Genomic DNA, 24,562 nt, shown 5'->3' on the forward strand with positions numbered 1-24,562 from the left:
AATACTCGCGCCTTTCTTGTAACAGCGGATCAACAAACGCCCATCAAGGACGGTCGTCGACCTCCTTGTCGGTAGCGGCAGGAGGGATCAAGTCTTCGCTGTTGAGGTTCAGCCAGATCAGCACCACGTTGGCGATGTAGATCGACGAGTAAGTACCCGCCAGAACGCCGATAAACAGCGCCAGGGAGAAGCCCCACAGGTTATCGCCACCGAAGATCATCAGCGCAGCAATCGCCAGCAAGGTGGAGATCGACGTCGCCATGGTCCGCAGCAGGGTCTGCGTGGTGGAGATGTTGATGTTCTCGATCAACGTCGCCTTGCGCAGCACCCGGAAGTTCTCACGAACCCGGTCGAAGACCACGATGGTGTCGTTGAGCGAATAACCAATGATCGCCAGCACAGCTGCCAATACGGTCAGATCGAAGGTGATCTGGAAGTAGGCCAGGATACCCACGGTCACGATCACGTCGTGGATCAGCGACACAATGGCGCCGACACCGAACTTCCACTGAAAGCGGAATGCCAGGTAGATCATGATGCCGACCAGCGCCATCAGCATGCCGAGGCCGCCCTGATCGCGCAGTTCTTCACCCACTTGCGGGCCGACGAACTCGACGCGCTTGACCGACGCCGGGTTATCGCCGCCCACCTTCTGCAAGGCCTCGGCTACCTGGTGACCCAGTTGCGGGTCTTCGCCAGGCATGCGCACCAGCAGGTCGGTGGTGGCACCAAAGCTCTGCACCACGGCTTCGTGATAGCCGGCCTTGACCAGCTCGCTGCGCACCAGGGTAACGTCGGCCGGCTTCTCGTAGGTCAGCTCGATGAGCGTACCGCCGGTGAAGTCCAGGCCGTAGTTCAGGCCCTTATGGAACCAGCTGAACAACGCCAGAACGGTAAGGAGCACGGTGACGCCGAACGCAATATTGCGAACGCCCATGAAGTTGATTGTACGTAACATGGCAGCCCCTTAAATCCACAACTTCTTGAAGTCACGCCCGCCAAAGATCAGGTTGACCATTGCGCGGGTCACCATGATGGCCGTGAACATCGAGGTAAAGATCCCGAGGGACATGGTCACCGCAAAACCTTTCACCGGGCCTGTGCCCATGGCGAAGAGAATCCCGCCGACCAACAGTGTGGTCAGGTTGGAGTCGAGGATCGCGGTAAATGCCCGGCCGAAGCCTTCGTTGATTGCACGCTGCACGGTCATGCCGGCGGCGATCTCTTCACGAATCCGCGAGAAGATCAGCACGTTGGCGTCCACCGCCATACCCATGGTGAGTACGATACCGGCGATACCTGGCAGGGTCAGTGTGGCGCCCAGCAACGACATCAACGCCAGCAGCATCACCATGTTGCCCGCCAGGGCGACAGTGGCGATCACACCAAAGAAGCGGTAGATGGCGATGATGAACAGCGACACGAACAACATACCCCACAGCGCCGCATCGACACCTTTGGTGATGTTGTCGGCACCCAGGCTCGGGCCGATGGTACGCTCTTCAGCGAAGTACATCGGTGCAGCCAGGCCACCGGCACGCAGCAGCAACGCCAGCTCGGAAGACTCGCCCTGGCCGTTCAGGCCAGTGATACGGAACTGAGCACCCAGCGGCGACTGGATGGTCGCCAGGCTGATGATCTTCTTCTCTTCCTTGAAGGTCTGCACCGGCACGTCTTTCTCGACGCCATTGACCATTTGCTTGGTGTAGGTGGTCACCGGGCGCTGCTCGATGAAGATCACCGCCATGCTGCGACCAACGTTGCTGCGCGTGGCGCGGCTCATCAGTTCGCCACCATGACCATCCAGACGGATGTTCACTTCAGGCGTGCCGTGCTCGCCGAAACCGGCCTTGGCGTCGGTCACCTGGTCACCGGTGATGATCAAGCCACGCTCGATCAGCGCTGGAGGACGGTTGCCTTCACGGAATTCGAATTCTTCGGAAGTGGCACGCGTAGCGCCTGGGTCTGCCGCGAGACGGAACTCCAGGTTGGCGGTCTTGCCGAGGATACGCTTGGCTTCAGCGGTGTCCTGTACGCCTGGCAGCTCAACCACGATGCGGTTGGCGCCCTGGCGCTGCACGATCGGCTCGGCTACACCCAGCTCGTTGACGCGGTTACGGACCGTGGTCAGGTTCTGCTTGATGGAGTATTCGCGGATTTCAGCGATCTTGGCCGGGCTCATCGCCAGACGCAGTACCGCTTGGCCGTTCAGGTCGGCAGGCACGATGTCGAAGTCATTGAAGTTCTTGCGGATCAGCGCACGGGCCTGTTCGCGGGATGCTTCGTCAGCAAAGCCCAGCTGGATGGCGCCATTGAGCTGCGGCAGGCTGCGGTAGCGCAGCTTCTCTTTGCGCAGGAGGCTCTTCACGTCGCCTTCGTAGACCTTCAGACGTGCGTCCAGGGCCTTGTCCATGTCGACTTCCAGCAGGAAGTGCACACCGCCGGACAAGTCCAGACCCAGCTTCATCGGGTGCGCGCCAATGCTGCGCAGCCATTGTGGCGTGGTCTGGGCCAGGTTGAGCGCGACAACGTAGTCGTCACCCATGGCCTTGCGTACGACATCTTTGGCCGGCAATTGGTCTTCTTGCTTGGTCAGGCGCAACAAGCCGCCTTTGGATCCAGCCGCCAAGGTTGCCGCTTTAACCTGGATACCCGCGTCGGTGAGCGCTTTGCTCGCACGGTCCAGGTCAGCCTGATTGACCTGCAGCGAAGTGCTGGCGCCAGAGATCTGGATCGCCGGGTCATCAGGATAGAGATTGGGAGCGGAATAAATAAAACCGATCGCCAGCACCGCCAGGATCAGTACGTATTTCCACAGAGGGTATTTGTTCAGCATCACGCCGCCCGCTTATAACGCGGGGCGCCTTGCGCGCCCCGTCGATTGGTAAAGGTTGTTACTCAGATCGCTTTGAGCGTGCCTTTAGGCAGCGTGGCGGCGATGGCGCCCTTCTGGAACTTCATTTCCACGGTGTCGGAGACTTCCAGTACCACGAAAGCATCGGAGACCTTGGTGATCTTGCCGGCGATACCGCCAGTGGTCACGACTTCGTCGCCTTTTTGCAGGCTGCCCAGCAGGTTTTTCTGCTCTTTGGCGCGCTTGGCCTGTGGACGCCAGATCATCAGGTAGAAGATGACCAGGAAGCCGACCAGGAAAATCCACTCGAAACCACCGCCCATAGGGCCGGCAGCAGCAGGCGCAGCGGCGTCAGCCATGGCGTTAGAGATAAAAAAGCTCATTTAGCACTCCAGTTGCAAATAGTGAATCTTAGGGTCGGAAAACTCAGTCCAAGGGCGGCACAGGGAGGCCACGCTTGGCATAGAAGGCATCGACGAAGGCGGCCAATGTACCCTGTTGAATAGCCTCGCGCAAACCAGCCATCAGGACTTGGTAATGACGCAAATTGTGGATGGTATTCAACATGCTACCCAGCATTTCCCCGCACTTGTCCAGATGGTGCAGATAAGCACGGGAGAAGTTCTGGCAGGTGTAGCAGTCACAGGTAGGATCCAGCGGCGAATCATCATGGCGATGGAACGCGTTACGGATCTTCAGCACGCCTGTATCGATGAACAGATGCCCATTGCGGGCATTACGGGTTGGCATCACGCAATCGAACATGTCCACACCGCGGCGCACACCCTCTACGAGATCTTCCGGTTTGCCAACGCCCATAAGGTAACGAGGTTTGTCTGCGGGCATCAGGCCCGGCAGGTAATCCAGCACCTTGATCATTTCATGCTTGGGCTCGCCCACCGACAAACCGCCGATGGCCAGGCCGTCGAAGCCGATCTTGTCGAGGCCTTCCAGCGAGCGTTTGCGCAGGTTTTCATGCATGCCGCCCTGAACAATACCGAACAACGCCGCGGTGTTATCGCCATGGGCATTCTTCGAACGCTGGGCCCAACGCAGCGACAACTCCATGGAGATACGCGCCACGTCTTCATCGGCCGGGTACGGCGTGCACTCGTCGAAAATCATCACGATGTCCGAACCCAGATCGCGCTGTACCTGCATCGACTCTTCCGGGCCCATGAACACCTTGGCGCCGTCGACCGGCGAGGCAAAGGTCACGCCCTCTTCCTTGATCTTGCGCATGGCGCCCAAGCTGAACACCTGGAAACCACCGGAGTCGGTAAGGATCGGGCCTTGCCACTTCATGAAGTCATGCAGGTCGCCGTGCTTCTTGATCACTTCCGTGCCCGGGCGCAGCCACAGGTGGAAGGTATTGCCGAGGATAATCTCGGCACCGGTGGCGACGATGTCGCGGGGCAACATGCCTTTGACGGTGCCGTAGGTGCCGACCGGCATGAAGGCCGGGGTCTCCACAGTGCCACGCGGGAAGGTCAGGCGACCACGACGGGCTTTGCCGTCCGTAGCGAGCAATTCAAACGACATACGACTCATAAGTTGTCCTCAGGGCCGCGCGGCGCCGGGTTACGGGTGATAAACATCGCATCACCGTAGCTGAAAAAACGGTACTCGTTAGCGATGGCGGCCTGGTAGGCAGCCATGGTTTCCGGGTAACCGGCAAATGCCGACACCAGCATCAACAGCGTGGATTCGGGCAAATGGAAGTTGGTGACCAGGCAATCGACCACATGAAAGGGTCGCCCTGGAAAAATGAAAATATCGGTGTCGCCACTGAACGGCTTGAGCACGCCATCACGCGCTGCACTCTCCAGCGAACGCACACTGGTGGTGCCCACCGCAACCACTCGACCGCCACCCGCCTTGCACGCCGCCACCGCATCCACCACGTCCTGACTGACCTCCAGCCATTCGCTGTGCATATGGTGGTCTTCGATGTTATCCACACGCACCGGCTGAAACGTCCCGGCCCCCACGTGCAGGGTCACATAGGCGGTTTCGACGCCCTTGGCAGCAATCGCATCCAGCAGTGGCTGGTCGAAATGCAGCCCGGCAGTCGGTGCGGCGACGGCGCCGAGGCGCTGTGAGTACACGGTCTGATAGCGCTCGCGGTCCGCGTCTTCGTCGGGGCGGTCTATATAAGGAGGCAACGGCATATGGCCGACGCGCTCCAACAGCGGCAACACTTCTTCGGCAAACTTGAGCTCGAACAAGGCATCGTGGCGCGCCACCATCTCGGCTTCGCCACCGCCCTCGATCAAGATGCTCGACCCCGGTTTGGGCGACTTGCTGGAGCGCACATGGGCCAGCACGCGATGGCTGTCCAGCACCCGCTCCACCAGAATTTCCAGCTTGCCGCCGGAAGCCTTCTGGCCAAACAGCCGCGCCGGAATCACCCGGGTATTGTTGAAAACCATCAGATCGCCTGGGCGCAAATGCTCAAGCAAATCAGTGAATTGACGGTGTGCGAGGGCACCGCTGGGCCCGTCCAGGGTCAGCAGTCGACTGGCGCGACGCTCGGCCAAAGGGTGGCGAGCGATCAGCGAATCAGGGAGCTCAAAAGTAAAGTCAGCAACGCGCATGATGGGGTTCGTCTAGCAGGGCCGGGAAGTCTAGCGGAAATAGTGAAAATAGACCATGAAACGTGATTGACCAACGGTAATCTCATCTCTATACTTCGCCGCCATTGAGCCCTGATGGCGGAATTGGTAGACGCGGCGGATTCAAAATCCGTTTTCGAAAGGAGTGGGAGTTCGAGTCTCCCTCGGGGCACCATCTTAAAGAAAGACCTTGAAATTCAAGGTCTTTTTTTTCGCCTGCAAAAAAGTGCCAGGCGTGGCAGTGGAGGGAGCGGGACCATGGAGTTGACGCTTGAAGCGGTTGCGTTGTTCGCGTTGAAGCTGGTGCATGAGACTGACCACGGCAGCCCATTGCTGCGCGATGATCCCGTGATGGAGGGCTATGATCGCGAGGTGTTTGGGTTGTTGGTGCGCCAGGGAAACCTGGCCGAGATCCAGTTGAAGCTCGATGAGTGCATCACCCAGGCGTTGATTGCATTGGGTGGAGCGGACAGCGTTCTCGGGCGTGAATTGCAAAGGCTATCCACCGATGTGCAAAACATCGCTCGTCTTGATGAGTTGACCTGCCCGCTGACCGTACTACAGAGCTATCTGAAAGATGTGCAATGAATCGGTAATCAGGGTAACGGCCAGGTAAACCATCAACACCGCCACCCCTGCATCCAGCCAGCGCCAGACCGCAGGCTTGCGAAACAATACCGTCAATCGCTGACAGCACAGCGCCAACACCACGAACCACACGAGTGATGCCGTCATGGCGCCTGTCGCGAACAGCGCCTGTTGGCCCGCAGGTTTCGTGGCACCGATGGAACCAATCAACACCACGGTATCGAGCCAGGCGTAAGGGTTGGCAAAGCCGAGTATGACCGCCGAGCGCAACAGCCCTCTTTGCGAGTTGCCGCCTTGAGCGTCCGGCATGGACTGATCCCGGATGCAGGCCAACAGACGTTGGCCACCAAACCAAAGCAGATACGCAGCGCCGGACAACAGCAATAGTGCCATCACCTCAGGCCGGCTTCCCAACAACGAACCTAAACCCGTGACCCCGAAAGCGATCAGGAAAATATCGGCCATTACGCAAATAGCGACAACGCCCCAGATCGGCCCGCGACCGACACCTTGGCGGATCACCAAGGTGTCTTTCGGGCCAGGGGCGGCGAACAGTCCGATACCCAAGAGCAAACCTTCGATGTAAAGGGCATTGAAGTGAGGAAACATGGACTGTTCGAGCCCTCCAGGACTATTTAGCGCAGTTGAATCGGTTGATTACCGAAACCGGTATGACGAGCATTCACAGTACTGCCCAGGTCAATGGATTTCTGGCGGTAAAAGGTCGTCAGCAACTGATCCGGATTGGGATTTGCAAAGTAGATCAATGAGCTTCTGGCGACCGGTTTGCTGGGCGCAAGTACAGCATGGTAGGCGGCAGGCACGGCATGATCGGAGAGCTCTGTCAGCAAGGAACCCGCCAGCACCGCGACCTCGTTCTCCAGAAGGCGTACCGGCTCCAACGATCGTCCTTTCATCAAAACCATCCCTTCGCGGGTAGGCTTGATAAACGAAAGCATATGCCCGTCTTCATGAGGATCCTGGGCATATTGACGAGAATGGTCTTTCGCCTGTGGACCATAGACACATAACTGGATGTACGATGCCGCGCGAAAGGGGGCTAAGGGGGCAACGCCAAATTCCTCGCAAATGCCATCCATAACTCCCTGGGCCAACTCGCTCATCTGTCGTTCAAAACTGCCGACTGCGACAACGAAAGTACTTCGGGTGAATTCGAAAGCGGTTCTTTTTGAAGCGTGCGCGGGCCAGTAACAAAACCGCTCGCACAGGTCCGGGTGATCCTCGGCAAGGGAGTACTCGGCGCCAAAAGGGAAAAAACCATCCGTGTCCTGGGCAAAGGAAAACTCATCCTTGATGGCCGGGGAATGGCCGAATAGCCATCAATGATCTTTTTGTAGTCCTGCAACATCGCATCAGGAATTTGCAGGATGCCAAAGCCTGATCGGGCAATGGATTCACAGCACGCTTTCATTGGACTCATAGCTATATCCACAGATAGATGTAAAGGAATGCAACACACACAAGGTTCGCAAGCATGTGAGAAACCGCGACACTGGATATGCCAACCAAACCGGGACCTATCCATGTCTTTCACAACGTCGCCAGCAAGACCAAAGTCTGAATCGCTATGTAACCGTGACGGCGGGCAGGTTGTCCTTTTTGGCTTACAAGATGACGACTTCCACTGGAAACGGGTTTGCAAAATATGAGCATCAAAACTGGCGATACTCTTCGAGCGCTTGTTGTACGACGCAGCCGAGAACTGGGAAAACCCCTGACTAACCTGGCTAAGGAGGCTGGCATCTCCAGAACCTACCTTTATGCATTGGCGGACGGTGCTTCAAAAGATCCGTCCGTACGTACCCTGATCAAATTAGCCAAAGCGCTACGTGTCTCCCCGCTGCTGCTGTTTCGCTACTTTGCCGACCTGACCGGTGCTCCAACTGATGCTTACTCAATGGCTATCACCAACCGGGCCATTGGCTTGCACGACCCATCTGACATTGCCGTATTCAATGCAGACGTGACCACGCCTGACCAGACCGTAGTGCTGCCCGGTGAAACCTTTCAGAAAACCTGGGAGATCCAGAACCTCGGGATTCGCCCCTGGCGCGGCCGGCGATTGGTGAGAGTGGACGGTGAGTACGTGATCGCCCGTCGAACCGCTTCGGGGGAGCCATTGGAAGTGGTGATGGATAGCCATCTGCGAAGCCTGAATAACGATATTCCGATAGCAGATACTTTGCCCGGCCAGCCAGTGCATATCACCGTGGAGTTCGGAGCCCCGAGGGAGACCAGTACCGTCACCTCAATCTGGCGTATCGAAGATGAACATGGGCAGCCTTGCTACGGGCCAGCATTCATCCTGCATGTGATTGTCAACGTCATGGCGCGCTGAAAGCAGCCTTACTTGCGCCCCTCTACCGCCATCCGCACCGCCAAACCCATCAACACCGACCCCATCAGCCAGCGCTGCAGCACCTGCCAACCTGGCCGGGTGACAAAAAACACCGCGATGGAACCCGCCATGCAGGCAATCACCGCGTTGACGCTCACGCTGATAACAATCTGCAGGGAGCCCAGCGCCAGGGATTGCATCAGCACACTGCCATGACCATTAGGGTCGATGAACTGGGGCAGCAACGACAAATACATCACCGCCACTTTGGGATTGAGCAAGTTGGTGACCAAGCCCATGGTCACCAACTTGCGCGGGCTGTCCTTGGGCAAGTCGCGCACCTGGAATGGCGAGCGCCCACCCGGCTTGACCGCCTGCCAGGCCAGATACACCAGATACAACGCCCCGCCGAGCCGCAGCGCGTCGTAGGCAAACGGCACAGCCATCACCAACGCCGTGATACCCAGCGCCGCGCACACCATGTACACCACAAACCCCAGCGCCACCCCGCCCAGGGAAATCAACCCGGCCGTGCGCCCCTGGCAGATGGAGCGGGAAATCAGGTAGATCATGTTCGGCCCGGGAGTCAGTACCATGCCGAGTGAAATCAGGCCGTAGGCGAGCAAGCTGGACATATCAGGCATGGATTGGCTCCTGGTTTTTTAGGCTGCCAGCGTGAAATCCTTCGCCGACGCGGTCGTGTTGAGCGTCATGCTAGGGGCTTGCAGGCCAGGGCGTTAGATACAGATCCGCAGGCAAAACGTCATACACCGACGGCACCACTTACCCAGGACAGGCACATGATCGACTTCAACAACAAAGGTTTCTTCAAGCTCAAGCAAAACAACGAATACGCCGAACGCGTAGCGGCCCTGCTGCTGGACGGCGAAGAAGTGGTCGACGCCTACAAGGCCATGCGCGACGGCGTCGTGTTCACCACCAAACGCATCATCGCGGTGAACGTGCAGGGGATTACCGGCAGCAAGAAGGATTTCACCTCATTGCCGTACAAGAACATCGTGGCGTACTCGGTGGAAACGTCCGGGACGTTTGACTTGGATTCGGAGTTGGAGATTTATTTTTCGTCGTTGGGGAAGGTGAAATTCGAGTTCACTGGCAAGACCTCGATCGTGGAAATCTCCCGGCTGATTTCCAAGCATCTGCTGAGTTGATCCGCAGGCACCCAAAAGACCTTGGTGTTTCAAGGTCTTTTTTATTGCGGCTCAGCTGACGTACACCGGGCTCATCCTGCTCACAGCATCATTTCATAGGGTCCCATTGCCTTGCTAGTCTGCACCAAGCCCTGCCGCATCAACATCTCAAGATAACTTCCCGCCTCCATCGCGGGCTTCTTCAACGCCCTCCTCTGCTTCTGCGCCGCTCCCAACACTGCCGCCTGATCCAAATCCCAGAGATCCGAAATAAAGTCATCCGGATGCATCGGTTCAATGTCATAGGCAGCCAATATATGAGGTGGAAAGTCTTTCAAATTGAAGGTCACGATGACCTCAGCTTTACTCCGAATTGCCGCCGCCAACACATGCCGGTCATCCGGGTCTGGTAAATCCAAACTCGAACACAGATCCTCATATCCCGTCACCAACGCGTCAGGTATAGCAATGTCCATTAGCGCCGACGTGCAGTCCACCTGAGCCGCCGTAAGATCGGGTCGGTTCTTAAGTACGTTGCGCTTCCACTCATCCTGAATCTGGCCAGTCCATCGCGCTCGATACAAACCAGACAAACCAAGCCACATGAGTAAGTCCCTAAGTGCCGCAGGATAGAGAACACAAGCATCGTACACCGCAGTAAAGGGCGAACACCTCATCCGTCATACCCCATTCCCAACTCTTGGGCCTGTTGAACCAGCGCTTCCATTGCCTCTTGGCTTTGCTCGTCACGCCGTTGCTTGAACGCCATCAAATCCGAAAAACGGACTCGCCGATGTCGGCCCGTTTTTGTAAAGGGGATGGCGCCTTCCTCCAGCATCTTGACCAAATGCGGGCGTGACACATTAAGCAGGTCGGCCGCCTCCTGCGAGGTCAACTCGGCATGAACCGGCACTACCTTGACGGCATTGCCCAGCGCCAATTCGCCCAGAATATCGACCAGCAGACGCAGTGCGGAGGTTGGTAGGACAAGCCTGTGTGGCTTGTCTTCTTTGTCGAAGATATCGATGCGCTGGGTTTCAAATTTGGTCGACAATAGGGACGCTAATTCACGCTGACCTTGCACTGCCGCCTCGACTTCTTTTTCCAGCGGAAGGATCGTTTTGGGAAGATTGTTGATGGTCATGATGCAACTCCGGCCTTACGCAATTCAGTTGAGGTCAACGCTAAACGAAACAAACGAAAATCGCAATATTCGAAACAATGCTGGCGACTCACGTACCAGTCAACTTTTCCCACATCAACTGACAAATTGAGCTGATATCGGTTTCTGACTCCCCCTCATAGGCTCACTCCCTCGCACAAGGAAGTGAATCGGTCATGTCAGAACGCTTTTATCCACCCACCGAACAAGCGTTACTCAAGCGACGAATCCTCACCCGGCAACCGTCGCGTGTGCCGTATTCGCCTACTATCGATTTTTTCGAGCCGTCCCCTGCCCAGCCACCTACACCAGCCCAACCTCCAAGCTGCGTTTTCATAAAACCATGCCAACTGCCTGACGGTATCGCTCATTACTCGAGCCCCACCGGTTTTGTCCCACTGGAACTGATCAAGGAGTACGGCCATGTAAGTCTGTTGGGCGGGCGCGAAGTGGACGCCCGGGGCGCGGTTGCCTTGCGCAAGATCAGTGGCAGCGCACTGCCAGCCGGCTTAGGGCAGTTGGCATTGCGTTCAGCGTTTTTGGAGTCGGCGGCGACAGTCAGCGCATCCGTCGCTGGTAGCCTGTTGACAGGGTTGGTAGCGCTGGCTTGGCCGTCGGATCTAAATGATAGCGCGCTCTACAACGAGGAACAGTTGCGTTCGCTGCAACGAGCGCGTTCGCAAATGCGGCTGCATATCGAGCAACGCGACGACGGCACGCTTAAGGGGTATGGGTTTTACACAGGTAACAATGCCGATTGGCAGATGATTGACGTGGTGCAGTTTCAAAACCGCAGCGGCCAGTTAATAGCAGATTTGAATAATGGCGTAGAGCTGATCTGGACGCCCTCCGTTGATCCAAATGACACCTTAGGTGTTCCGGCATTGGAGGCTGCGCCGCAAGCACCCGTGATCTGGATCTACCCACCGACTGAGACGGCGGCGCAGATTCTGGTTAACCCTATTTACCCACCGGCCTATCGGGATTTTATTCTGGTGTTTCCGGCGGGGTCGGGGGTTCGGCCGCTGTATGTGGTGGTAGGTGCCAAGTCTGGGGATCACAAGTACCACAAAGCGCCTGACACTGAACAAATAACTGGCTTTGAAAAACTGATAAAAGCAAAACCCAAAACTCCCAGACAAGGAGGGGCCGGGCTGAGAGAACGCTGGATTGAGGAAAAAGGTCGGAAGATCTATGAATGGGACTCTCAGCACGGAGAGCTGGAGGTTTATCTAGCGAGTGATGGGAGCCATATAGGTGCGTTCAACCACATAAGCGGCGAGCAGCTAAAAGGGCCAATCAGAAAACGAAACATCAAAAAATATCTGTGAGGGCTACATGGGACTAAAAATAAGGTTGGAATGGTTCGACAGAACTACAGAGAGGCTAAACGGAACCGAGAGTTCAGCGGACTGCGGAGATGACTACTCAGTGATTTCCACACTCGGGTTGTTGAGCGCAGCGGACGTCAATAACGGCATGTTTGAATTGCGCAGGGAATGGCTATCAGTGATACAGCCGCACTTTTCTCACGAAATTGCTCTTTCAGAAAGTGACTACTTCATCGCATTTGATTACGAAGTTGCAAACGAGTAATGCAGACTCAAAGAATTCAGCCTGAGCTGTAGTAGATGAAAAAGCAAATGGTGCACAAGTGACCCGATCATCCATCATCAAAATAGACCTGACCCGCATTCAGAACCCCAAAGAGCTTCACGCCACGCTGGGCACTTCACTCAACTTCCCCACCTGGTATGGCCAGAACTGGGATGCTTTTTGGGACGCCATCACCGGCTTGGTAGAAATGCCCGAGACGCTTGAGTTTTCTGGTTGGGATATTTTTTCGGAGTGCCTACCTCACGATGCCAAGATGCTGCGGCAGTGCTTGGCTGAGCTCGCGACCCATTACCCGGACCTTGCGTCGCGGGTTCGCTACTGATGCCCGTCAGCCTGGGCGCCTCACTTGGGCTGGAATGTCGCTAAGTACGCCAGGATATTTTCAATCTTATCTTGGTCACTGATCCCCCAGAAGATCATCCGCGTGCCACTCACCACCGACTTCGGATCTTCAATGTAGGCCGCCAGTTTTTCCCGTGTCCACACCACGCCTGAGTTCTTCATCGCATCCGAATACTGATAGTCCGTGGTAGTACCGGCAGGCCGGCCAATGATGCCGTTCAGTTCCGGGCCAAAACCACCCCGCGCGCCTTCACCAATGCTATGGCAGCCACCGCAGGTCTTGGTGAAGAGTTTGCCGCCCGCGTCGGCGTCGCCCGCAGCGAACGCGGGTGCGGCGATAACGGTCAGGACGAGGGTCAATAACACATACTTCATTCACGTATCCCTATCGGCTGTTGCCGTGGATTATGCCTGTTCGACCGGCCTTTCTCCCAGCCGCTGCACCAGACGCACCAGATAACCGTCCGGGTCTTGCACGATGAACTGGCGCTGCCCGGCCTCCACGTCACCGGCTCGGTACCAGGCATCTTCAACATCGCGGAACAATGGCCAGCCAATGTGCGCCAACCGTTGCAGGATAGGCGTCACGGCGGGCACATCGATTTGCAGGTTGATGCCGCGCCCGAACGGTGGCTGCAACGGTGCGGTCAGCCACTGGCCGGCGTCGGGGTCGTATTGTTCGAGCATGATTTGCGCGCCGTGCAGGTCGAGGTAGGCAAAGCCTTCTTCAGCGCGCTGGTAGGCGATGGTGAAGCCTAACTGTTCTACCCAGAACGCCAGGCTGACACTGAGGCGAGTGACGATCAGTTCCGGCACGAGCGGGTTACGGTTAAACATGGCATTCCTTGGGACGGCGGGGTGGCGTTCACCTTAACGGATTGTCGTGCCCATGGCTCACAAGCAGTCAAACGACCACCCATCGATTAAAAAACATCCAATCGAACCTATCCGGCCACCTTCCACTCCACCTTACTGAACCCCCTGATGGTGGAGTAAGGATCATGGCTCAGCCATCGATTTTGGTATTGGAAGACGACGAGATCATTCGGGCGTTGATGGTAGATGTGCTGGAAGACTTTGGTGCGGTGGTGACATCGTTTGCATCGGCAGACGAAGGGATGATTTACCTGGAGCGCGGCGATGACCCGGTGGATTTGATTGTCAGTGATATTCAAATGCCCGGCTTGCTCAATGGTTATGACTTGAGCCGTGTGGTCGCCCACCGCTGGCCTGAAGTACAAGTAGTGCTGACCTCAGGTAATACGAAAATCGCCGCCGAGTTGGGCAGTTCCGTGCGGTTTCTGCCCAAGCCCTGGAGTACCGACCACTTGCTTGAGTGCGTGCAGACAGCATTGACGCACTAGGGCCTGCCCCTGCATTGATAGCAGCGCGATATCATTTCAACCGAACTTGAGGGCCAGTTCTGCGGTCATGTAAGGTGCAGGGAGCGACTTTTCTGATCCGCTGGTCAGCCTTTTCGCTTCTGCGTTCAGCTGACGACAATGAGTTGTGTAGAATCGTCGCCCATTTTCACGCGTCATTCATGGCCGACAGGCCCACAGTTCGAGCTCATTGAATGCATTCACAGGCCCATGACGTTAGTGCGCCCTCCTTGTTGGAAACGTTGCGCACGGGCACGGGCCTGCTGCATGTAGCGTTGGAACAGCGCCTGCCGTTTTTTTCCGAGCGCCTGGATGCCCAGTGGTATCGGCGCCTGCTGCAAGCGTACTACGGCTTTTATCAGCCGATGGAAGCGGCGCTGTATGACAGCGGTTTGATTCCCGATGGATATGAGCCTGTGTTGCGTGTGAAAACGCCAACACTGGTCCATGACCTGCACGCACTCGGCCTGACTGACCACGCCATCCATGCCCTGCCTCGCTGTACCCAACTCCCCGTATTAAACACGCCGGCTGCGTGTCTCGGCGCCCTGTATGTGCTGGAAGGCGCCACCCTGGGTGGCCAAGTGCTGCGCCGGGAAATGGCCCTGCGCCTGGATGTGAACGCCGACAACGGCGGTGCCTTTCTCAATGTATACGGCGCCGAGACCGGACGGCGCTGGAAAGATTTCCTCGATTATCTGAGCCGCCAGCCACTGGATACAGATGCCGCCGCGCGCGCGGTGATGGCGGCCCGTTCGACATTCAGCGGCTTTGAGCAATGGCTCGACAGCCAGGAGGTATTGCTATGAAACCCGAAGATTTTGAAGAGCTGCTTGCCAACTGCGCCGACGAACCCATTCGTTTTCCGGGGGCCATCCAGCCCCACGGCGTGCTGCTGACTTTGTCGGAACCTGGCCTGAACATTATTCAGGTAAGTGCCAACGTCGGTACGTTGTTCGGCCACGCCCCCGAGGCGCTGTTGGATCAACCGTTGCACAGATTGATTGGCGAGGAGTACGCCCAGGCCGTGCGAACCATGGCCGAGGACAGCGCATTCCTGGACTCGCCGCCCCTGCTGATCACCTTCAAGGGTGAGCAGTTCGAAGGCCTGTTGCATCGCCACCAGGGCGTGTTAGTGCTGGAATTCGAACCACGGCTCAAGGATTTCAAACCCCGAGCGCACAATGGCCGCACCAGCGATCTGGGCAAGATGCTGCACCGCCTGCAATCGGCAAAGACCTTGGAGGCGCTCTACGCCATCACCGTCAACGAAATCCAGGCCATGACCGGTTATGACCGGGTGCTCATCTATCGCTTCGAAGAGGAAGGCCATGGCCAGGTGATCGCGGAGGCCTCGGCGCCGTCAATGGAATTGTTCAACGGGCTGTTCTTCCCCGCGTCCGACATCCCCGAGCAGGCTCGGGAGCTGTATCGCACCAACTGGCTACGGATCATCCCGAATGCGTCCTACGAACCGGTACCGCTGGTGCCCAAATTGCGCCCGGACACCGGGCAGCCCCTGGACCTGAGCTTCGCCACCCTGCGCAGCGTGTCGCCGATTCACTGCCAGTACATGCAGAACATGGGCGTGTTGTCGTCCATGAGTATTTCGTTGATGAAGGGCGACAAACTCTGGGGCCTGATCAGCTGCGGCAACCGTGAGCCGCTGCTGGTACCTAATGACCTGCGCATGGCCTGCCAGACCATCGGCCAGGTGCTGTCATTGCAGATCAGTGCCATGGAGGCCCTGGAGCTGACCCGCCAGCGCGACGAGAAAGTCCAAGCGCTGGCGCTGCTGGACCTGGCGATGAAAGCCTCTGCCAATAACGTCTTCGACGGCCTGGCCCAACAAGGCCGAATGCTGATGGACCTGACCCTCTCCGGCGGCGTGGCGATCATCGAAGATAAACAACTGCACCGCTACGGCAATTGCCCGGAACCGGCGCAGATACGCGCGCTGCACAAGTGGTTGCAGGCCAACGGTGAACCGGTATTTTCCAGCCATAACCTGGCCTCGGTTTACCCGCCTGCCGCTGAGTTCCAGAGCGTGGCCAGCGGCGTGCTCGCCATGAGCTTGCCCAAGCCTGTGGATAACGGTGTGTTGTGGTTTCGCCCGGAAGTCAAAGAGAACATCCACTGGAGTGGCGACCCGCAGAAGCCGCTGAATCTGGAAACCTGCGACGCGGGCATGCGCCTTCGCCCACGCACCTCGTTTGAAATCTGGAAAGTGGAAATGGCCGGCATCTCCACCAAATGGAGCCATGGCGACCTGTTTGCCGCCAACGATTTGCGCCGCTCGGCCCTGGAGAACGACCTGTCCCGCCAAGTGCTGCGCGAGCAACAAGCGGTGCGTGCGCGGGACGAGCTGGTCGCGGTGGTTTCCCACGACCTGCGCAACCCCATGACCGTCATCTCCATGCTCTGCGGCATGATGCAAAAAGCCTTCAGCTCCGATGGTCCACACACCTCACGCCGTATCTCTTCCGCGATCGACACCATGCAACAGGCCGCCGGGCGCATGAATGTGTTGCTGGAAGATTTGCTCGACACCTCGAAGATCGAGGCCGGGCGCTATGTGGTCAAGCCGGTGGCGCTGGACGTCAGCCAGATCTTTGAAGAAGCGTATTCGTTGCTGGCCCCCCTGGCCTCGGAAAAAGGCATCGACCTGTCGTTCAATGTCGAGCCCGGCCTGCAGATCAAGGCCGACCCGGAGCGCTTGTTCCAGGTGCTGTCGAACCTGATCGGCAATGCGATCAAGTTCACCCCACGCCAAGGCAACATCGGCATCAGCGCCATGAGCAACGGTGAGGAGATTGTATTTTCGGTGCGAGACTCCGGTGAAGGCATTGCACCGGACGATTTGCCCCATGTGTTCGATCGCTATTGGACCCAGACTGAAAACAACCCCACCGGCAGCGGGTTGGGGCTGTATATCACCCAGGGGATTGTCCAGGCTCATGGTGGGCGCATCGAGGCCGAAAGTGAGTTGGGGTGCGGTAGTGAGTTCAGGTTTACGGTGCCAAAGCCTGCCTGAAACGCGCCCATTTTCTAAACCCAACATGCGGATACCTTTGGCCGGGAACGAACAACCCGGCCAATGCCACTGAAACGGTGCGCACTCAAAGGGAGTATTGGTGCGGCAACAGTCCTCCAATTGAGTAAGGGGTTTTACCGATGATCATTGGCAATTCGTTTGACAGCTTGAGCTATAACATCCAGCAAGGCATGAAAGATAACCAGCCTTCAGCCAATCCCGCCCTCACCTCTTCGCCGATTGGCAGCCCCCCACAGGGGCAGGACACGCGACCAAAACCCAAAGATTCGGGTATGACCTCTCTCGGAGGAGGCAAACTGCTTTAAACCGTTAGGAGTCACCGGCAACGAGTGCAACGCAACGCGCTGCACTTGCGTTAACAAAACACTGACATCCTCTGCGTTATCCTTTCCAGTCCCACTTGGTATGAGCTGCATTCTTCATGGGTCAACCTGAAATCCTGCCTGCCGTGATCGCCGGCCCCTTGCTAAGACGCCTGGAACCACAGCGCCTGGTTATCTGGTTGGTGGGCAGTCGTGCCCTGCCCCTGTGCTTGCGGCTGCAATTACCCTCGGGCGAGGCGCTGGATATCCCGCTCGATGCAACGCACTGCCAAGTCGTGCCCGTCGGCCGCCATGCCGTTATCCACCTGATCGACATAGCCCTGAGCCACGCCCTGCCACAGGATGAAATCATCGGTTACGACCTGTTGATCGACGGCCTCGGCATTGCACAATGGGCGCCGCACTTGCTGTATGGCGACGCGACTACGCCAAGCTTCGTGCTGCATAGCCGCATCCATCACTTGGTCCATGGCTCGTGCCGCAAACCCCACCATCGTGCCGACGAAGGCTTGCTGTGTGTCGACCGTCTGTTGGCGGACGCCCGCACACCGCTCGAACGCCCAGCCTTGCTGATGATGAATGGCGACCAGATCTACGCCGACGACGTCGCAGGGCCCATGCTGCGAGCCATTCACGGGCTGATTGCGCGCCTGGGCCTGTTCGATGAGTTTCTAGAGGGTGCGGTGGTGAGCGACAGCGCCAGCCTTTATGGGCATCGCGCCAGCTATTACCACCGGGCCGACCTGCTCCCTGCGCTGGACAGTAACGAGACCTTGCGCGAACGCTTTTTCGGCGGTGTGAAGAAACCCATCTTCACCAGCAGCACCGCCGACAATCACCTGGTGACCTTTGCCGAAGTGATCGCCATGTACCTGCTGGCCTGGTCGCCGGTACCCTGGACGCTGATCGCACCAGAACCGCCGCCGCTGAGTGCGCAAGAACAACAACGCTATGCCCGCGAACAGGTTCATATCGATCAGTTCCGCGAAGGCCTGCCTGGGGTAGCGCGGGTGTTCGCGCACCTGTCGACGCTGATGATGTTCGACGATCACGACATCACTGACGATTGGAACCTCAGCGCCCAGTGGGAAGAAACCGCCTACGGCCACCCCTTCTCCAAGCGCATCATCGGCAATGCCTTGCTGGCGTATCTGTTATGCCAGGGCTGGGGCAACCAGCCCCAGGTGTTTGGCGAACTGCTGGACCAGACCCAGGCACTGACCGGCCGGGTACAGGCCAATCATCTCGAGGCGACGGCGCAAGACGCGTTGCTGGAGGCCTTGCTGAAATTCCAGCAGTGGCACTACGTATTGCCCACCACCCCGGCGCTGGTGGTACTCGACACCCGCACCCGACGCTGGCGCAGCGAGTTCTCCCTCAAGCAACCTTCCGGCCTGCTGGACTGGGAAGCCTTGAGCGAACTGCAACAAGCGCTGCTGGACCATCCATCCGCCATCATCGTCTCGCCCGCGCCGGTCTTTGGCGTCAAGCTGATCGAGACGGTGCAAAAGGTCTTCAGCTGGTGCGGTTTTCCCCTGCTGGTGGACGCCGAGAACTGGATGGCCCACCGCGGCGCCGCCCAAGTGATTTTGAATATCTTCCGCCACTCACGCACGCCAGGTAACTACGTGATCCTTTCCGGTGACGTGCATTACTCGTTTGTCTACCAAGTGCTGATCCGCCACCGCAACGGCGGCCCCAAGATCTGGCAAATCACCAGCAGTGGCATCAAGAACGAGTTCCCGCCGCGCCTGCTGGAATGGTTCGATCGCCTCAACCGCTGGCTCTACTCCCCGCGCTCGCCCCTCAACTGGTTTACCCGCCGCCGCACCATGCAGGTGATGCCTTATATCCCAGAGCATGCCGAAGCGGGTGAGCGGTTGTGGAACTCGGCGGGCATTGGCCAGGTGTTTTTCAATGAGCAGGGCCAACCGCAGGCCATTTACCAGCACAACGCGGATGGAAGGCCTCGGACAAAGATGATGGCGCCAGAAAAATAGCGTTTCGCCACTCGTCATAAGCAGCACACCTGCCCTATTCAAAGCGCGCAAGCGCCGATGTACAGTAGCGCCAGCCACGGAGTATCGGCGTCAACCATGACTGGCCTTGGGCGCCAGCCCTCCGCAGGAAGCGCGCAGATGGACGATACATCCGGCAAAGAACCGCTACGCAATGAAGTGTCCGACCTTAACGTCGACCTGTTGCACGCCATCATGGAACTGGTCAGTGATGGCATCTGGGACTGGAACGCCAATACCGGCTTCGTCTACCGCAATCCCGGCTGGTACGAAATGCTTGGCTACTCCCACCACTCCCTGGAAAACAGCGTCTTCACCTGGGAGAACGTGATCCACCCCGAGGATTACCCTCGCGTGATGGCGGTGTTCGATGACTACATCAGCCAACGCGCCGCTCATTACCGGGCCGAATACCGTTGCCGAAAAGAAGACGGTACGTACCTCTGGATCGAGGACCGCGGCTACGTCATTGCCCGCAACCCCGACGGTTCCGTGGCGCGCATGGTCGGCGCACACCGCGATATTCATACGCGCAAATGCTCCATCGAACAGTTGCAAAAGCGCAACCAGTCCCTGGAAGCACTGGTTACGGAGCGCACCCTCGAGTTGTCGCGCGTCAACCAGCAACTGCAATTGCAACTGGACGAAAACCGCTCTTTGGCCGAGCGGGACGCCCTGACGCGCATCGCCAATCGGTACCGCCTGGAAAAGGTGCTGCTGGAGGAATGCGACCGCGCCGAGCGCTTCCGCCTGCCCTTGGCACTGGTGGCCATGGATGTCGATGACTTCAAGCCGATCAATGACCAATACGGCCACGGCGTCGGCGACCAGACGCTGATACGGGTAGTGGAACACCTGGAAGCCTGCGTACGTAAAAGCGACTTGCTGGCGCGTTGGGGCGGCGACGAGTTTATGGTGGTGCTGCCCAAAAGCAGCCTGGACACGGCCAAAGAGTTGGCCGAAAGGATTCGCCATAAAATCAAGGCGGCGGCCCCCTTGGGCGCGTTGAACGTTACCCTGAGCCTGGGCGTAGTAGAGCGGCGCATGGGGGAATCTCCGGCGGCGCTGATGGCGCGGGCCGATCAAGCCTTGTACCGATCCAAGGCGGCGGGCAAGGATGGGGTGTCGGAATAGGCCGCAGCTCCTTCCAAGGTGGAATGACCCGGCAACTTTATTTCGTTTGCGGCAAGGCCAGGCGCGCGGCTTAGATAGCGCTGCGCCCACCACTGCCGAGTCCCCGAGTCATGAGCTACGCTAGCATCAGCCAGTCGATTTCCATCGTTCACCCCATCAGCCTGAGCCACGGTAAAAACGCCGAAGTCTGGGACACGGCGGGCAAGCGTTACATCGACTTTGTCGGCGGTATCGGCGTACTCAACCTGGGCCATTGCCACCCGGCCGTGGTGGCGGCCATTTGCGAGCAAGCCACCCGGCTAACCCATTACGCGTTCAACGCCGCACCGCATACGCCCTACATCGAGTTGATGCAACGTCTCAGCGCCTTTATCCCGGTGGGATACCCCGTCAGCGGCATGCTCACCAATAGCGGTGCCGAGGCGGCGGAAAACGCCCTGAAGATCGCCCGTGGTGCCACCGGGCGCACGGCGGTGATCGCCTTTGACGGCGCCTTCCACGGGCGCACTCTGGCGACCCTCAACCTAAACGGCAAGGTCGCGCCCTACAAGCAGAAGGTCGGTGTACTGCCCGGCCCTGTGTATCACCTGCCCTACCCCAGTACCGATAACGGCGTGACCTGCGCCGAAGCGCTGAAGGCCATGGAGCGTCTGTTCAGCGTGGAGATCGACGTAACCGATGTGGCCTGCTTCATCATCGAGCCGGTACAGGGCGAAGGCGGTTTTCTCGCCCTGGACACTGAGTTCGCCCAGGCGCTGCGGCGCTTCTGCGACCAGCACAACATCCTGCTGATCATTGATGAAATCCAGTCGGGTTTTGGTCGCACCGGCCAGCGTTTCGCCTTCTCGCGCCTGGGCATCGAGCCGGACCTGCTGCTGCTCGGCAAAAGCATCGCCGGCGGCATGCCGCTGGGGGCGGTGGTCGGGCGCAAGGCGCTGATGGACAACCTGCCCAAAGGCGGCCTGGGCGGTACCTACTCGGGTAATCCCATCGCCTGTGCGGCGGCGCTGGCGACCCTTGAGGTGATGAGCGACACAAACCTGCACGCCTGGGGCGTCGCGCAGGCGGCCGCGATTGTGGGCCGCTATGAAGCCTGGCGCGCACAGCAACTGTCGCCCTACCTGGGCCGCCTCACCGGTGTCGGCGCGATGCGGGGCATTGAACTGGCCCATGCCGACGGCACACCCGCCCCCAAGCAACTGGCGCAACTGCTGGAGCTGGCGCGAGAGGCTGGCTTGTTGCTGATGCCCAGCGGCAAGTCGCGGCACATCGTGCGCTTGCTGGCCCCGCTGACCATTGAGCCTGAGGTGTTGGAGGAAGGTCTGGATATTCTCCAGGCGTGCCTCGAAGAACTGGACGAGTAACATGTATCAACAGGTTTGACGCTGCTCCACTCAGTCGTTGAGCTTGTTCGTGAAGTCCGGGCGAGGTGGATGACCGTTGATAAGATTCCCGTTGTGGATATGTACGTATTTCTGTACGTTAACCCCACCCAACAAGGAGTCCCCATGGAAACTATCAACTACACCAACGCCCGAGCCCATCTGTCCGAAACGATGGACCGCGTCAACGATGATCACGTCCCACTTCTACTGACTCGACAAAAAGGCGAGCCCGTGGTGATGATCTCGTTATCAGAGTTCAATGCTCTGGAAGAGACGGCTTACCTGCTGCGCTCGCCTAAAAATGCCGAACGTCTCATTAACTCAGTCAACAGCTTACGAGCAGGCAAAGCCAAGCCAAGGCGGTTGATTGAAGAATGAAAATACTCTTTACCCCTGAAGGCTGGGACGACTACCTCTGGTTTCAACAGAACGACAAAGCCGGGCTCAAGCGCATCAATCTCTTGATCAAGGCCATACAAAGAGACCCGTTCGGCGGCGTGGGGAAGCCTGAACCCCTCAAACATAACCTGAGTGGTTTCTGGTCTCGACGAATCACCGCGGAGCATCGTTTGGTTTATGGCATCGAGGATGATGAAGTACAAATATTGATGTGCCGCTACCACTACTGAAATTATTCTGACGCCCCAGCCACCTTGACCTGATCCCCCCACCCGCTGAAAATGCCCGACGTTTTTTGTCTCTCCGCATACTACGCAGTGAAATTTTAATGTCTGATTCCTACACCGAAAAATCCGCCGAAGAATCCGTAGTCGCCCTGCACGCCAAAGCCGAATACGAAAACGCCATCAATCTTTCACAGCATGTGCCAGCCGCCAAGATCATCAGCGAGATGGTGCTGGACGCGTTTCACACCTCCAAGGAAAGCGACCAGATCCGCGAGCTGCGCGTTGCCATCCGCCAGGCCCACGATGCCTTCGATGATGACAAAGCCTATGAGCTGATGGGCCAGCTCAAGCAATTGAAAGACGCCGAAGCCGCAGACAACGCCGCCCTGGAACACCTGAGCAGTCAGTTCTCGATCAGCCGCATCCTGTCCAGCTTCAAGGACGATCCCGAGTTCCAGGAACTGGTCTATGGCCTGGCCCTCAAGGTACTTAACCAGTCGCACCAGGCCATCAGCAACCCGAGCGCCGGCAAGGGCAAAGCTGCACGCGCCAAGAAAGACAGCGAAGTGTTTGTGATCAGCAAAGATGGCATCAGCGTCACCCTGCCGCTGCGCACGCCGCGCTCCAAGCTCAATGTGGACCGCGAAGCACTGGAGTTCCTGGGCTTCACCTTTGTAGGCGAAGGCAGCGAGGCGGAGCTTGCGAGCGAAACCTTCATCGACAACAGCGGCGCCGAGCAGCCGGTCACGCGCAAGAGCATCGTGACCGCGCTGCAACAGCAAAGCGCCTTTGACGGCTACGCCATCGCCGCCCAGTAAGTGCCCAACACTACAAACTTCGCAGGGTCAACAGAGCCTGCTCGACCTGGGCGAGAGTGATATGCCGGCCCACCGAGGCACGCACAAAGTGTGTGACGCCCAGGTCCTTAAGCAACAACGGAGTGTGAGCGGTGGTGCCTGCCCACAAGTTGAGCCCCAGCTCGCGGGCTTGGCCGACAAATGCCTTGGCCGGCAGGTTGTGCGGCACAAACGAGACAATTCCAGTCTGCTCGAACTGGTCGCACATTAGCGTCAACTGCGGCAGGCGCCGCAATTCCTTCGCCAGCAGCGCATAGGGCTCTGTACTCACCTGCCCGCCGCCGACCTGCACATACTCCTGCAGCGCCGTATGCATGCCCACCTGAGCCGAGAGGCTTTTTTCAGCAATTTCCAGCACCCGCGCACTGGCCACGTCCAGCCGGTTGACCTGGCCATCGGTGCTGGCGGCGTGCAAGTCGGCAAAATTGAGCTGCAATTGGCCAAGCAAGCGTGGCGACACGTAAGCAACCCCACTGCCACGGGGCCCGCAGAGAAACTTGCGGCCCGCACCTGTCAACAAATCACAATGGATATCCCGCACATCCAGCGGTAACTGCCCCAACGACTGGCAGGCATCCACCACATACAACGCATTCGCGTCCTTGAGCAACGCGCCCAGCGCTTCCACCGGATTGATCACCCCACAGCACGAAGGCAGGTGCGACACACTGACCAGGAACACATCATCGTCCAAATGACGCCGCACCCACTCCAGATCCAGCGGGCTGGTGGCCGTGGTGGGGATCACTTCGACGCGAATGTCACTCGATAACTTGAGGTAGTTGAAGAAGATCAGGTTGGCCGCGTACTCAGAAGTTGATACCCAGACCCGCTTGCCCCGGGGAAATTGCAGTTTGCCGAGGATGCTGGTCCAGGCTTCGGTGGCACTGCTGAAAAAACCAATCTGTGAAGGCTGAGCATTCAACAGACCGGCCATCACTCGGTACAAGTCGACGTTGAGCAACTCTTCATAGGCAAGCTCGGCTTCATAGCTGCCTATCTGCGCTTCAATGGAGGTAAAACGCTGTATAGCATTGAGCGTGGCCGACGACATCAGGCCCGCACCGGCGGTGTTCAAATGCACCCTATTCATT

The 24,562-nt window shown here is 58.0% G+C and carries 29 protein-coding genes and 1 tRNA gene; 16 read left to right on the forward strand and 14 right to left on the reverse strand.

What is annotated here, in order from left to right; translation table 11 throughout:
• Positions 1 to 43 precede the first annotated feature (43 nt).
• The 5 genes from secF to queA all read right to left on the reverse strand — a co-directional run bounded on the left by secF (position 44) and on the right by queA (position 5,451).
• Complete coding sequence (gene secF, locus AB9N64_RS12465; protein WP_014719825.1) at positions 44 to 958, reverse strand: protein translocase subunit SecF; 915 nt, start codon at positions 956 to 958, stop codon at positions 44 to 46.
• Positions 959 to 967: 9 nt separating this feature from the next.
• On the reverse strand, positions 968 to 2,836 hold the full coding sequence (gene secD, locus AB9N64_RS12470) for a protein translocase subunit SecD (protein ID WP_014719826.1): 1,869 nt from the start codon (positions 2,834 to 2,836) through the stop codon (positions 968 to 970).
• 62 nt (positions 2,837 to 2,898) lie between these two features.
• A complete protein-coding gene (gene yajC, locus AB9N64_RS12475) occupies positions 2,899 to 3,237 on the reverse strand; it encodes a preprotein translocase subunit YajC (RefSeq protein ID WP_003175975.1) in 339 nt (112 codons plus the stop codon).
• Positions 3,238 to 3,280: 43 nt separating this feature from the next.
• On the reverse strand, positions 3,281 to 4,396 hold the full coding sequence (tgt, locus tag AB9N64_RS12480) for a tRNA guanosine(34) transglycosylase Tgt (protein WP_161937012.1): 1,116 nt from the start codon (positions 4,394 to 4,396) through the stop codon (positions 3,281 to 3,283).
• A gap of 5 nt (positions 4,397 to 4,401) precedes the next feature.
• A complete protein-coding gene (gene queA, locus AB9N64_RS12485) occupies positions 4,402 to 5,451 on the reverse strand; it encodes a tRNA preQ1(34) S-adenosylmethionine ribosyltransferase-isomerase QueA (protein WP_102665956.1) in 1,050 nt (349 codons plus the stop codon).
• Positions 5,452 to 5,559: 108 nt separating this feature from the next.
• On the opposite strand from queA, the gene AB9N64_RS12490 reads away from it, so the two are divergent.
• Positions 5,560 to 5,644 (forward strand) — tRNA-Leu (locus AB9N64_RS12490).
• 83 nt (positions 5,645 to 5,727) lie between these two features.
• Positions 5,728 to 6,057: a hypothetical protein gene (locus tag AB9N64_RS12495; protein WP_371360326.1), complete on the forward strand. Its 330-nt coding sequence runs from the start codon at positions 5,728 to 5,730 to the stop codon at positions 6,055 to 6,057.
• Here the strand turns inward: AB9N64_RS12495 and AB9N64_RS12500 are convergent.
• The 3 genes from AB9N64_RS12500 to AB9N64_RS12510 are packed head-to-tail and all read right to left on the reverse strand — an operon-like array spanning position 6,028 to position 7,498.
• Positions 6,028 to 6,666, reverse strand: a complete 639-nt coding sequence (locus AB9N64_RS12500; protein ID WP_020302002.1) for a LysE/ArgO family amino acid transporter — start codon at positions 6,664 to 6,666, stop codon at positions 6,028 to 6,030. The genes AB9N64_RS12495 and AB9N64_RS12500 overlap by 30 nt on opposite strands.
• Before the next feature lie 26 nt (positions 6,667 to 6,692).
• Positions 6,693 to 7,181 (reverse strand): 2OG-Fe(II) oxygenase family protein, encoded by a 489-nt coding sequence (locus AB9N64_RS12505; RefSeq protein ID WP_371360327.1) that lies wholly within the window; start codon positions 7,179 to 7,181, stop codon positions 6,693 to 6,695.
• Positions 7,178 to 7,498: a hypothetical protein gene (locus tag AB9N64_RS12510; RefSeq protein ID WP_259639139.1), complete on the reverse strand. Its 321-nt coding sequence runs from the start codon at positions 7,496 to 7,498 to the stop codon at positions 7,178 to 7,180. Before AB9N64_RS12510 ends, AB9N64_RS12505 begins: the two co-directional genes overlap by 4 nt.
• 225 nt (positions 7,499 to 7,723) lie before the next feature.
• On the opposite strand from AB9N64_RS12510, the gene AB9N64_RS12515 reads away from it, so the two are divergent.
• Positions 7,724 to 8,416 carry an NBR1-Ig-like domain-containing protein gene (locus AB9N64_RS12515; RefSeq protein WP_020302004.1) on the forward strand — a complete coding sequence of 231 codons (693 nt, stop codon included), beginning with the start codon at positions 7,724 to 7,726 and terminating at the stop codon, positions 8,414 to 8,416.
• Between the two features lie 8 nt (positions 8,417 to 8,424).
• Here AB9N64_RS12515 and AB9N64_RS12520 read toward each other — a convergent pair whose 3' ends face one another.
• Positions 8,425 to 9,060, reverse strand: coding sequence for a LysE family translocator (locus AB9N64_RS12520; protein WP_072435030.1), 636 nt, complete (start codon positions 9,058 to 9,060; stop codon positions 8,425 to 8,427).
• 156 nt (positions 9,061 to 9,216) lie between these two features.
• Between AB9N64_RS12520 and AB9N64_RS12525 the strand changes: the two genes are divergently transcribed.
• Positions 9,217 to 9,588 (forward strand): PH domain-containing protein, encoded by a 372-nt coding sequence (locus AB9N64_RS12525; protein WP_014719840.1) that lies wholly within the window; start codon positions 9,217 to 9,219, stop codon positions 9,586 to 9,588.
• 80 nt (positions 9,589 to 9,668) lie between these two features.
• Here AB9N64_RS12525 and AB9N64_RS12530 read toward each other — a convergent pair whose 3' ends face one another.
• Positions 9,669 to 10,244, reverse strand: a complete 576-nt coding sequence (locus AB9N64_RS12530) for a PIN domain-containing protein (protein WP_038451456.1) — start codon at positions 10,242 to 10,244, stop codon at positions 9,669 to 9,671.
• A complete protein-coding gene (locus AB9N64_RS12535; protein WP_014719842.1) occupies positions 10,241 to 10,711 on the reverse strand; it encodes a helix-turn-helix domain-containing protein in 471 nt (156 codons plus the stop codon). Before AB9N64_RS12535 ends, AB9N64_RS12530 begins: the two co-directional genes overlap by 4 nt.
• Positions 10,712 to 10,905: 194 nt before the next feature.
• Between AB9N64_RS12535 and AB9N64_RS12540 the strand changes: the two genes are divergently transcribed.
• The 3 genes from AB9N64_RS12540 to AB9N64_RS12550 are packed head-to-tail and all read left to right on the forward strand — an operon-like array spanning position 10,906 to position 12,668.
• On the forward strand, positions 10,906 to 12,060 hold the full coding sequence (locus tag AB9N64_RS12540) for an S-type pyocin domain-containing protein (RefSeq protein WP_032872684.1): 1,155 nt from the start codon (positions 10,906 to 10,908) through the stop codon (positions 12,058 to 12,060).
• Positions 12,061 to 12,067: 7 nt separating this feature from the next.
• Complete coding sequence (locus AB9N64_RS12545; RefSeq protein ID WP_122300883.1) at positions 12,068 to 12,325, forward strand: colicin E3-like toxin immunity protein; 258 nt, start codon at positions 12,068 to 12,070, stop codon at positions 12,323 to 12,325.
• 58 nt (positions 12,326 to 12,383) lie between these two features.
• Positions 12,384 to 12,668, forward strand: a complete 285-nt coding sequence (locus AB9N64_RS12550) for a barstar family protein (protein ID WP_014719845.1) — start codon at positions 12,384 to 12,386, stop codon at positions 12,666 to 12,668.
• A gap of 20 nt (positions 12,669 to 12,688) precedes the next feature.
• Here the strand turns inward: AB9N64_RS12550 and AB9N64_RS12555 are convergent, their stop codons facing one another.
• Together AB9N64_RS12555 and AB9N64_RS12560 are read right to left on the reverse strand one after the other, a co-directional pair.
• Positions 12,689 to 13,063, reverse strand: coding sequence for a cytochrome c family protein (locus AB9N64_RS12555; protein WP_122300882.1), 375 nt, complete (start codon positions 13,061 to 13,063; stop codon positions 12,689 to 12,691).
• A gap of 30 nt (positions 13,064 to 13,093) precedes the next feature.
• Complete coding sequence (locus tag AB9N64_RS12560) at positions 13,094 to 13,525, reverse strand: VOC family protein (protein ID WP_020302009.1); 432 nt, start codon at positions 13,523 to 13,525, stop codon at positions 13,094 to 13,096.
• A 164-nt stretch (positions 13,526 to 13,689) separates the two neighbouring features.
• Here AB9N64_RS12560 and AB9N64_RS12565 point away from each other — a divergent pair, with 164 nt between their 5' ends.
• From AB9N64_RS12565 to AB9N64_RS12605, 9 genes are all read left to right on the forward strand, one after another.
• Entirely contained in the window at positions 13,690 to 14,052 is a 363-nt protein-coding gene (locus AB9N64_RS12565) for a response regulator (RefSeq protein WP_003194033.1), read from the forward strand.
• 212 nt (positions 14,053 to 14,264) lie between these two features.
• Positions 14,265 to 14,879, forward strand: a complete 615-nt coding sequence (locus tag AB9N64_RS12570) for a biliverdin-producing heme oxygenase (protein ID WP_003194034.1) — start codon at positions 14,265 to 14,267, stop codon at positions 14,877 to 14,879.
• The gene (locus AB9N64_RS12575) at positions 14,876 to 17,104 is read left to right on the forward strand and encodes an ATP-binding protein (RefSeq protein ID WP_014719849.1); all 2,229 of its coding nucleotides are present in this window, start codon (positions 14,876 to 14,878) and stop codon (positions 17,102 to 17,104) included. The genes AB9N64_RS12570 and AB9N64_RS12575 overlap by 4 nt, the downstream gene beginning before the upstream one ends.
• Before the next feature lie 442 nt (positions 17,105 to 17,546).
• On the forward strand, positions 17,547 to 19,448 hold the full coding sequence (locus tag AB9N64_RS12580; RefSeq protein WP_371360328.1) for an alkaline phosphatase D family protein: 1,902 nt from the start codon (positions 17,547 to 17,549) through the stop codon (positions 19,446 to 19,448).
• 138 nt (positions 19,449 to 19,586) lie between these two features.
• On the forward strand, positions 19,587 to 20,600 hold the full coding sequence (locus AB9N64_RS12585) for a sensor domain-containing diguanylate cyclase (RefSeq protein WP_137270799.1): 1,014 nt from the start codon (positions 19,587 to 19,589) through the stop codon (positions 20,598 to 20,600).
• A 110-nt stretch (positions 20,601 to 20,710) separates the two neighbouring features.
• The gene (locus AB9N64_RS12590; protein ID WP_371360329.1) at positions 20,711 to 21,964 is read left to right on the forward strand and encodes an aspartate aminotransferase family protein; all 1,254 of its coding nucleotides are present in this window, start codon (positions 20,711 to 20,713) and stop codon (positions 21,962 to 21,964) included.
• Between the two features lie 144 nt (positions 21,965 to 22,108).
• Positions 22,109 to 22,363: a type II toxin-antitoxin system Phd/YefM family antitoxin gene (locus tag AB9N64_RS12595; RefSeq protein ID WP_003194039.1), complete on the forward strand. Its 255-nt coding sequence runs from the start codon at positions 22,109 to 22,111 to the stop codon at positions 22,361 to 22,363.
• Complete coding sequence (locus AB9N64_RS12600; protein ID WP_014719853.1) at positions 22,360 to 22,614, forward strand: Txe/YoeB family addiction module toxin; 255 nt, start codon at positions 22,360 to 22,362, stop codon at positions 22,612 to 22,614. Before AB9N64_RS12595 ends, AB9N64_RS12600 begins: the two co-directional genes overlap by 4 nt.
• 98 nt (positions 22,615 to 22,712) lie before the next feature.
• A complete protein-coding gene (locus AB9N64_RS12605; RefSeq protein ID WP_014719854.1) occupies positions 22,713 to 23,429 on the forward strand; it encodes a hypothetical protein in 717 nt (238 codons plus the stop codon).
• A 10-nt stretch (positions 23,430 to 23,439) separates the two neighbouring features.
• Here the strand turns inward: AB9N64_RS12605 and AB9N64_RS12610 are convergent, their stop codons facing one another.
• Positions 23,440 to 24,561, reverse strand: a complete 1,122-nt coding sequence (locus tag AB9N64_RS12610) for an aminotransferase class V-fold PLP-dependent enzyme (RefSeq protein ID WP_014719855.1) — start codon at positions 24,559 to 24,561, stop codon at positions 23,440 to 23,442.
• Between the last annotated feature and the right edge of the window lies 1 nt (position 24,562).

The sequence above is a fragment of the Pseudomonas sp. KT_2_4 genome (assembly GCF_041410225.1).
Classification (GTDB): Bacteria; Pseudomonadota; Gammaproteobacteria; order Pseudomonadales; family Pseudomonadaceae; genus Aquipseudomonas; species Aquipseudomonas paracarnis.